This is a genomic window from Streptomyces sp. AC602_WCS936 (assembly GCF_019049125.1).
Lineage (GTDB): Bacteria > Actinomycetota > Actinomycetes > Streptomycetales > Streptomycetaceae > Streptomyces.
Genome location: NZ_JAGMUF010000035.1, coordinates 170,657 through 179,903, shown reverse-complemented (window position 1 = coordinate 179,903; position 9,247 = coordinate 170,657). Strand labels below are relative to the sequence as shown.

Below are 9,247 nucleotides of genomic sequence, written 5' to 3'. Positions count from 1 at the left end.
GACGGAGGGTGCGGGAAGGGCGGGGGCTCGGGCCCCGCCGGGCCGGGCAGGTGCGGGCGCAGGCCGGTGCCGGGCAGGGGCGGGGGCAGGGCCGGCTCCGACCGGGCGGGGGCAGGGGCAGGCGGACCCAACGCCGGGGCGGGCGGCGAGCGACCGCGCGGGGCCCGGCAACGCGTCATCGGCGGCGGTGCGGGCGTTGGCGTAGGCGACGCCCGGCGTTGACGGCGTGCGGCGTAGGCGACGGGCGGCGTTGACGGCGTGCGGCGTAGGCGACGGACCGGCGTAGGCGACGGACCGGCGTTGACGGCCTCAGCAGCCGCGGCGTAGGCAGCATCACCAACGGGCCGGCGTTGACGGCCTCAGCAGCCGCGGCGTAGGCAGCATCACCAACGGGCCGGCGTTGACGGCCTCAGCGGCGGGCCGACGTGGGCGGCGTCAGCACCCGGGCGGCGTCAGTGGCCGGGCGGCGTCAGTGGCCGGGCGGCGTCAGTGGCCGGGCGGCGTCAGTGGCCGGGCGGGGTCAGTGGCCGGGCGGGGTCAGTGGCGGCGGCGCTTCTTGGAGGGGTTGCCCGAGCGGCGGGTGGTGCGCTTCTCGTACTCCTCGCGGGCCTTCTCGTACTCCGCGCGGTGCAGTTTCTCGCCCGGGGCCTCGGTGAAGGTGCGGAAGAAGTAGGCGAGGAGGGAGCCGACGAAGCCGATGGCCAGCAGTCCGCGGAGGGAGGACTGGCGGTCGGGGTCGGGGCGGGTGCCGAAGGCGGACCAGGTGTGGCGGAAGGCGAGCGCGCTGCAGATCGCGAACATCACGATCATCAGCAGCGAGACGAAGCTGCCGATGTCCGCGATCTGGAGGCCCTGGTAGGCGACGCGGAGCACGAAGCAGGCGGCGGCCGCCGCGGCGAGGGAGCCGACGGCGAGGCCCACCCGACGGGCGGTGTAGCCGTTGTCGTGGTGGACCCAGGTCGTGCCGTAGAACCGGAGGGGTTCGGGGCGGGGGCCCGCGGGGGTGTCCGGGTTGCCGTTCTTACCGTTCTCTGCGCTCACGGGTCGATTATGGCGCGCGCCTCCCGGGGCGTGCGCTGCGGTCAGCCGCCCTGGCCCGCGCTGCCGAGCGGACCGACCTGCACCGGAGTGCCGGAGCCGTCCGTGACGGGCAGCGTGGCACCGCCCGGCCAGTCGAGGGTCACCGACTTCGTCTCGTCCGGCGGGGTCACCACCAGCCCCGTGATGCGGACGCCGGAGCCGCCCGAGTCGTTGATCGGGTAGGTGATGCCGAAGGTGGTCCGCTCCCCGTCCTTCAAGACGATCGAGGGGGCCGGCTCACCCGTGCGCTCGGCGGACAGGGTGCCGGAGTTCGTCTTCAGGTCGACGCCCGCGTGGCCCGCGAGCGAGCAGTCCCGGCCGCCGCCGTTCTTCAGGTCCACCGCGACCGTGCCCCTGTCGTCGCCGCCGATCGTGGCGTCGATCGCCGTGATCTCCAGCTCGTCGGTGCGGCACTTGGCCGCCGCCTTGCCGTCCTCATCGGTTCCGCCGGTGCCGCCCGTGGCGCCCGTGGCGTCGGGGGTCCCCCCGGAGTCCGTGCCGCCCTGCTGGTCCGGGCCCGTCGAAGCGGAGCCCCCGGTCGAGGAGGACCCGGTGGAGGCGGCCGGCGGGGCGGCGCTCCCGTCGGTGGCGTCGTCGTTCTGGCAGGCCGTGAGCGAGAGACCGGCGGCGAGGGCCATGGCGGCGATGGTCAGCTTGCGAACGCGCATCGTTGTCTACCTCAGAGTCGGTTGGCGTGCCGGTCCGCCGCCCGTACCCATCGGTGCGAGCGGCGCTTCCGATCAGCAAGAGCCACTCGGACCGGCACGCCGTTCCCCTCGGCAACCTCCTAAGACGTCCTCAGGACAGCCCTGTTACAAGGTCAGCAGCGAGGCGCCACGTAACCGTCGCTGCCGGTGCGGACGTACGCGTCGGAGACGTACTGGCCGCTGCCGATGTTGTCCCAGATGTTCGAGGTGCCGTACGGGCCCGAGACCCGGGTGCCCGACGTCTGGCAGTAGATCTGCACCCGCGACCCCTCGGGCAGGACCCGGACGACGGAGTAGCCGGTGCCGGGGCCGCTGCGGACGTTCAGCCGGTAGCCCGGCGCCACCGGGTAGGAGCCGGCGGCAGCAGCCGTCGTGGTGACGGACTCGGCGGTCGTGTTCTCGTCCTCGCCCGCGATGTCCGTGAGCTGGTCGGCAGACATGAAAGACCTCCCCCGTTCGCCCCACGAGTGCCGTGGGGTCACTTTGATTCCCGTTGATTCCCGTTGATTCCCCTGAGGCGAGCCGTGGAACAGCAGTTCGCGACTCGCACGCGGAGGCTAGCAAGCCGCCTCGGCCCCGTCGGAACCATCGACTAGGCTCCGAGCGTCGCGCGCGCGAACGAACAGCACGGGGGTGGTTCCATGGCGCCGCAGCCGAACGCCGGAGCGGGTGCGGAAGCGGAACTTCCGGAGTACGCCGGTCACTACCGTCTGGAGTCCTGTCTGGGCTCGGGCGGGATGGGCGTCGTGCACCTGGCCCGGAGCACCTCGGGGATGCGGGTCGCGGTGAAGGTCGTGCACGCCTCGTATGCCAGGGACCCCGAGTTCAGGGGGCGGTTCCGGCAGGAGGTGGCCGCGGCGCGGCGGGTGAGCGGGGCCTTCACGGCGCCGGTCGTGGACGCCGATCCGGATGGCGGGCGGCCCTGGATGGCCACGCTGTACATCCCCGGTCCGACGCTCTCCGAGCAGGTGAAGCGGAACGGGCCCATGGATTCGGACCAGTTGCGCCGGCTGATGGCCGGGCTCGCGGAGGCGCTGCGCGACATCCACCGGGTCGGAGTCGTGCACCGGGACCTGAAGCCGAGCAACGTGCTGCTCGCCGAGGACGGGCCGAAGGTCATCGACTTCGGTATCTCCCGGCCGAAGGACAGTGAACTGCGCACGGAGACGGGGAAGCTGATCGGGACGCCGCCGTTCATGGCGCCCGAGCAGTTCCGGCGGCCCCGGGAGGTCGGGCCCGCCGCGGACGTGTTCGCGCTCGGGTCGCTCATGGTGCACGCGGCGACCGGACGCGGGCCGTTCGACTCCGACAGTCCCTACGTCGTGGCCTACCAGGTCGTGCACGACGAGCCCGACCTGACCGGCGTACCGGAGGCGCTCGCGCCGCTGGTGCTGCGGTGCCTCGCGAAGGAGCCCGGCGACCGGCCCACGCCGGACGAGCTGATGCGGGAGCTGCGGTCGGCGGCGGCGGCGTACGACACGCAGGTGTTCATACCGGCGCAGCGGTTGCAGCCGGCTCAGGAGGAAGCGGGGGCGGTGGCTCCGCGGGCTCCGGGGGCTCCGGGGGCTCCGGGGGCTCCGGCGGCTCCGGGGGCTCCGGCGGCTCCGGGTGCGCGGGAGGTCCCCGCCGTACGGGGGGTCCCCGCCGTACGGGAGGTCCCCGCCGTACGGGAGGCTCCCGCGGAGAGTGCTCCGGGGCGGCGCCGGGCGGACGTGCCCGCGCGGTGGTCCGTGCGGCGGCTGGGGCGGCGGACGGGCCTGGTGGCCGGGGCGGTGAGCCTCGCCGTGCTGGGCGGGCTCGCCTCGGTCCAGGTGTTCGGCGGTGCGGAAGCGGCGCGCAAGGCGCCCGCCGGTCGGAGCGCGCCCGGCGGGTTCGGCGTGTGGGAGGCGGCACCCGAGTCGCGGGGCGCAGGGATGCCGCAGTGCTCGTACGCGGCGCGGGTGCTGCTGTGCGCGCGGCCCGGGGTGGTCTTCGCCCTCGATCCGGCCGACGGCGGCACGCTGTGGCGGCACGAGGTCGAGGAGGCGGTGCGCAGTGAACCGCCGGTCGTGTCGGGCGGCCTGGTGCAGCCCTCCCTCGACCGGATCGGCACTCTGGAGGCGCTCGATCCCGCCACGGGCCGGCCGGTGTGGCAGGAGGACGGGCCCGAGTACGACGGAGTGCGGGCGGTCGGCGACACGCTGCTGCTCACCCGCTCCGACGGGACGGTCACCGGCGTGGACAGCGCCTCGGGCGACGTCGAGTGGTCGCACCGGATTCCGGGACAGGCCGTGCCGTACTTCTCCTCCTTCGCCGGAGATCCGTCGGCGTACGCGGTGAGCGCGGTCGGGGAGGACGGGGAGCGGAGCCGGGTCACCGCCGTGGACCCGGCCACCGGTGACGTGCGGTGGGAGGTGGAACTGGCCGGGGCGCTGACGCCCGTCGGGGCGGCGGACGGGTCGGTGTACCTCGTCGCCGGCGGTGCCGTGTACGGGGACGCGAAGGCCGTGGTGCGGTACACGCCCGGTACGGGGGATGTCCGGCGGGTGAAGCTGCCCGTGCCGGTCGCGCAGGCCGAGGCCGGGGTGCACGAGGACACCGTGTACCTGATGGGTGCGGGCGGTTCGCTGGTGGCCGTGGACATGGCGGCGGGGAAGCAGCGGTGGCGGCTGGAGACGGGCGTGAGCCGGGGCTCGGCGCCCGCGTCCGACGGGCGGCACGTGTACGTGACCGCTCCGGACGGGCGGCTCCTCGGTGTCGACGCCCGCGAGGGGCGGCTGCTGGGGCAGACGCGGCCGCGGCTCGGTGCCGAGTCGGACCGCGTGCCCGCCGCGCTCCCCCGGCCCGTGCTCGCGGGCGGCCACGTCTACGCGGGTGCGCCCGACGGCACGGTGTTCGGGGTGGCGGGGCGGGACCCCGCCGGCTGGTAGGCAGGCGGTCGGGGGCCCGAGGCGGGCGTCGGGGGCGTCAGCCCAGCTTGCTCACGTCGCGCACGGCGCCCTTGTCGGCGCTGGTCGCCATCGCGGCGTACGCCTTCAGGGCCGCCGAGACCTTGCGGTCGCGGTTCTTCGGGGCGTACCGGCCGTTCAGGGCCTGCTCGCGGCGGGTCAGCTCGGCGTCGTCGACCAGCAGCTCGATGGAGCGGTTCGGGATGTCGATGCGGATACGGTCGCCGTCCTCGACGAGGGCGATGGTGCCGCCGGCCGCCGCCTCGGGCGAGGCGTGGCCGATGGAGAGGCCGGACGTGCCGCCGGAGAAGCGGCCGTCGGTGACCAGGGCGCAGGCCTTGCCGAGGCCGCGGCCCTTCAGGTACGAGGTCGGGTAGAGCATCTCCTGCATGCCGGGGCCGCCCTTGGGGCCCTCGTAGCGGATGACGACGACGTCGCCCTCCTTGACCTGCTGGGTGAGGATCTTCTGGACGGCCTCCTCCTGCGACTCGCAGACGACCGCCGGACCCTCGAAGGTCCAGATCGACTCGTCGACACCGGCCGTCTTGACGACGCAGCCGTCCACGGCGAGGTTGCCCCGCAGGACCGCGAGGCCGCCGTCCTTGGAGTAGGCGTGCTCCACGGAGCGGATGCAGCCGCCCTCGGCGTCCTCGTCCAGGGAGTCCCAGCGCTCGGACTGGGAGAAGGCCTCGGCGGAGCGGACGCAGCCGGGGGCCGCGTGCCACAGCTCGACGGCCTCCTGGGAGGGGGAGCCGCCGCGGATGTCCCAGGTCTTCAGCCAGTCGGCCAGGGAGGGGCTGTGGACGGAGTGGACGTCCTCGTTGAGCAGGCCCCCGCGGTGCAGTTCGCCGAGGAGGGCGGGGATGCCGCCCGCGCGGTGCACGTCCTCCATGTAGTACGTGCGGTCCTTGGCGACGTTCGGCGCGACCTTGGCGAGGCAGGGGACGCGGCGTGAGAGGGCGTCCATCTCGGTGAGGCCGTAGGGGACCTCCGCCTCCTGGGCGGCGGCCAGCAGGTGCAGGATCGTGTTGGTGGAACCGCCCATCGCGATGTCCAGCGCCATGGCGTTGGCGAAGGCCGCGGGGGTGGCGATGTTGCGGGGCAGGACCGAGTCGTCGTCCTGCTCGTAGTAGCGGCGGGTCAGGTCCAGGACCGTGCGGGCGGCGTTCTCGTAGAGCGCCTTGCGGGCGGTGTGGGTGGCCAGGACCGAGCCGTTGCCGGGGAGGGAGAGGCCGATGGCCTCGGTGAGGCAGTTCATCGAGTTGGCGGTGAACATGCCGGAGCAGGAGCCGCAGGTCGGGCAGGCGTTCTCCTCGATACGGAGGATGTCCGCGTCGGAGATCTTGTCGTTGACCGCCTCCGACATCGCGTCGACCAGGTCCAGCGTGCGGACCGTGCCGTCGACCAGGGTGGCGCGGCCGGACTCCATCGGGCCGCCGGAGACGAAGACCGTGGGGATGTTCAGCCGCAGGGCGGCATTGAGCATGCCCGGGGTGATCTTGTCGCAGTTGGAGATGCAGATCAGGGCGTCGGCGCAGTGGGCCTCGACCATGTACTCCACGCTGTCCGCGATCAGGTCGCGGGAGGGGAGGGAGTAGAGCATGCCGCCGTGGCCCATGGCGATGCCGTCGTCGACGGCGATCGTGTTGAACTCGCGGGGGATGCCGCCGGCCGCGACGACCGCCTCGCTGACGATCCGGCCGACCGGGGCCAGGTGGGTGTGGCCCGGCACGAACTCCGTGAAGCTGTTGGCGACGGCGATGATCGGCTTCCGCCCGATGTCCGCGCCGGGTACACCGGAGGCACGCATAAGGGCGCGGGCGCCCGCCATGTTGCGGCCGTGGGTGACTGTGCGGGACCTCAGTTCGGGCATCGTCGCTCGCTCCTTCGGAGAGTTATGACTGCCGTCGAGCGTACGCCGGTCATCCAGGGGTCGGGACAAGGTGTCCGGAATGCGGGATGCCTGTCTCGTCGGCAGTGAATGGATGTGACCTCAGGGACCGGTGAGGTGGCCCTGTACGACCGGTGCCAGGCGGGCGACGAGGTCCTCCGGGTCGGCCGAGGCCAGCGGCTCCACCTTGATCACGTACCGGAGCATCGCGCACCCCACCAGCTGCGCCGCCGCCAGTTCGACACGCAGCTCCGCGTCCGGCCGCTCCAGCCGGGCCGCGACGCGGCGCATCACCTGGGCGGCGATCAGGCGGCGGAAGACGGCGGCGGCGGTCTCGTTGTTCACGGCGGAGCGGACGATGGCCAGCACCGGCTTCCGGGTGGAGGGGTTCTCCCACACGCCGATGATGAACCTGGTGAGCCGCTCGCCGACGTCGTCGAGCGGGCCGTCGCCGATCGCGTCCGGCGCCTCGAGCGCGGGCGCGAAGGCGACCTCGATGGCCGCCTCGAAGACCTGCTCCTTGGTGCCGAAGTAGTGGTGCACCAGCGCCGCGTCGACGCCCGCCGCCTTGCCGATGCCGCGTACGGAGGTCTTCTCGTAGCCGCGCTCGGAAAACTCCTCGCGGGCCGCGGTGAGGATGCGGGCGCGGGTGTCGGCGGACTCCGTGCGCGGGGGGCGGCCGCGGCGGCGGGTCCCCTCCGGGGTGCCGGTCACCGCCCCTGCGCCTTCGCCGCCGACGACGACGCCAGGTGCAGGCGCGTGAAGGCCAGCGCCTCGGCGAGATCGGCCTCACGTTCGGCGCTGGACATCGCGCGACGGGTGTTGACCTCGATGACGACGTGACCGTCGAAGCCGGTGTGCGCGAGGCTCTCCAGCACCTCGGCGCAGGGCATGCTGCCGCGGCCGGGGACCAGGTGCTCGTCCTTGGCGGAGCCCTTGCCGTCGGCGAGGTGGACGTGGCCGAGGCGGTCGCCCATGCGGTCCACCATGGCGAGGGCGTCGGTGCGGGAGGTGGCGGCGTGGCTGAGGTCGATCGTGAAGTGGCGGTAGTCGTCCTTGGTCACGTCCCAGTCGGGGGCGTACGCCTGCATCTCGCGGTCGCGGTAGCGCCAGGGGTACATGTTCTCGACGGCGAACCGTACGTCCGTCTCGTCCGCCATCCGCCAGATGCCGTCGACGAAGTCCCGGGCGTACTGGCGCTGCCACCGGAACGGCGGGTGGACGACGACGGCGGACGCGCCGAGCCGCTCGGCGGCGGACCGGGCGCGCTGGAGCTTGGTCCAGGGGTCGGTGGACCAGACGCGCTGCGTGATGAGCAGGCACGGGGCGTGCACGGCCAGGATCGGCATGTGGTGGTAGTCGCTGAGTCTGCGCAGGGCGTCGATGTCCTGGCTGACGGGGTCCGTCCAGACCATGACCTCGACGCCGTCGTAGCCGAGGCGCGCGGCGATCTCGAAGGCCGTCGCCGTCGACTCCGGGTAGACGGAGGCGGTCGACAGGGCGACCTTCGCATCCGGGATGCGGACTACGTCCCTTGGTTTTGCCACGGGGGCCAGGTTACGGGGTGGGGTTGGGTGGGTGCGGGGTGCCCTTTCGCCGTTGTGGTGATTGACGTACGGCGGGTGCGGGGCGGTTCGTGGTTGCTCGCGCCGTTCCCCGCGCCCCTTTGGGGCGCGCTATACCGGGCCCATGTGGTCCAGGCGCCGCAGGATCACGCCCTCCCTGAGGGCCCACGGGCAGATTTCCAGGCTCTCCACGTGGAAGAGGTCCATCGCGGCCTCCGCGACCAGGGCGCCGGCCAGGAGCTGGTTCGCGCGGCCCTCGGAGACGCCGGGGAGCTCGGCGCGCTCGGCGGCGGTCATGGCGGCGAGGCGGGGCACCCACGCCTCCAGGGAGGCGCGTTTCAGCTCGCGCTGGACGTACAGGCCCTCGGCGGAGCGGGCGGCGCCCGCGATGCGGGCCAGCTGCCGGAAGGTCTTGGAGGTGGCGACCACGTGGTCCGGGGCGCCGAAGCGGCTGAACTCGCCGACCGTCCGGGCGATCTCCGTACGGACGTGGCGGCGCAGCGCCCTGACGTCGTCCGGGTGGGGCGGGTCGCCGGGCAGGCGGGCGGCGGTCAGCCGGCCCGCGCCGAGCGGCAGCGACACGGCGGTGTCGGGCTCCTCGTCGATGCCGTAGGCGATCTCCAGGGAGCCGCCGCCGATGTCGAGGACCAGCAGCTTGCCCGCGGACCAGCCGAACCAGCGGCGGACGGCGAGGAAGGTGAGCCGTGCTTCCTCCTCGCCGCTGAGGACCGCCAGCTCGACGCCGGTCTCGGTGCGCACGCGCGCGAGGACGTCGTCGGCGTTGGTCGCCTCGCGCACGGCGGAGGTGGCGAACGGCAGCAGGTCCTCGACGCCCTTGTCCTCGGCGGCGCGGAGGGCGTCGTGGACGACCGCGATCAGGCGGTCGACGCCGTCGGGGCCGATGGCGCCGTCCTCGTCGAGGAGCTGGGCGAGGCGCAGGTCGGCCTTGTGGGAGTGCGCGGGCAGCGGGCGGGCGCCGGGGTGGGCGTCCACCACCAGCAGATGCACCGTGTTCGAACCCACGTCGAGGACACCGAGTCTCATGTACGGAACGCTACTGCCGGCGGGGCGGGCGGC

General features: G+C 73.5%; 8 protein-coding genes. 1 reads left to right on the top strand and 7 read right to left on the bottom strand.

Annotation, left to right across the window (positions count from 1 at the left end; all coding sequences use genetic code 11):
• Nucleotides 1-537: 537 nt before the first annotated feature.
• From KUM03_RS14100 to KUM03_RS14090, 3 genes are all read right to left on the bottom strand, one after another.
• Nucleotides 538-1,041 (bottom strand): EamA/RhaT family transporter, encoded by a 504-nt coding sequence (locus KUM03_RS14100; RefSeq protein ID WP_217248054.1) that lies wholly within the window; start codon nucleotides 1,039-1,041, stop codon nucleotides 538-540.
• A 41-nt stretch (nucleotides 1,042-1,082) separates the two neighbouring features.
• A complete protein-coding gene (locus KUM03_RS14095) occupies nucleotides 1,083-1,748 on the bottom strand; it encodes a DUF4232 domain-containing protein (RefSeq protein ID WP_217248052.1) in 666 nt (221 codons plus the stop codon).
• Between the two features lie 152 nt (nucleotides 1,749-1,900).
• On the bottom strand, nucleotides 1,901-2,227 hold the full coding sequence (locus KUM03_RS14090; RefSeq protein WP_217248050.1) for an SH3 domain-containing protein: 327 nt from the start codon (nucleotides 2,225-2,227) through the stop codon (nucleotides 1,901-1,903).
• A gap of 201 nt (nucleotides 2,228-2,428) precedes the next feature.
• Between KUM03_RS14090 and KUM03_RS14085 the strand changes: the two genes are divergently transcribed.
• Nucleotides 2,429-4,696: a serine/threonine-protein kinase gene (locus tag KUM03_RS14085; protein WP_217248048.1), complete on the top strand. Its 2,268-nt coding sequence runs from the start codon at nucleotides 2,429-2,431 to the stop codon at nucleotides 4,694-4,696.
• 37 nt (nucleotides 4,697-4,733) lie between these two features.
• Here the strand turns inward: KUM03_RS14085 and ilvD are convergent, their stop codons facing one another.
• The 4 genes from ilvD to KUM03_RS14065 form a co-directional block, all read right to left on the bottom strand.
• Nucleotides 4,734-6,587: a dihydroxy-acid dehydratase gene (ilvD, locus tag KUM03_RS14080; protein ID WP_217248046.1), complete on the bottom strand. Its 1,854-nt coding sequence runs from the start codon at nucleotides 6,585-6,587 to the stop codon at nucleotides 4,734-4,736.
• 120 nt (nucleotides 6,588-6,707) lie between these two features.
• A complete protein-coding gene (locus KUM03_RS14075; protein ID WP_217248044.1) occupies nucleotides 6,708-7,319 on the bottom strand; it encodes a TetR family transcriptional regulator in 612 nt (203 codons plus the stop codon).
• Nucleotides 7,316-8,152, bottom strand: coding sequence for a sugar phosphate isomerase/epimerase (locus tag KUM03_RS14070; protein WP_217248042.1), 837 nt, complete (start codon nucleotides 8,150-8,152; stop codon nucleotides 7,316-7,318). Before KUM03_RS14070 ends, KUM03_RS14075 begins: the two co-directional genes overlap by 4 nt.
• Before the next feature lie 129 nt (nucleotides 8,153-8,281).
• Nucleotides 8,282-9,214 carry a Ppx/GppA phosphatase family protein gene (locus KUM03_RS14065; protein ID WP_217248040.1) on the bottom strand — a complete coding sequence of 311 codons (933 nt, stop codon included), beginning with the start codon at nucleotides 9,212-9,214 and terminating at the stop codon, nucleotides 8,282-8,284.
• Nucleotides 9,215-9,247 lie beyond the last annotated feature (33 nt).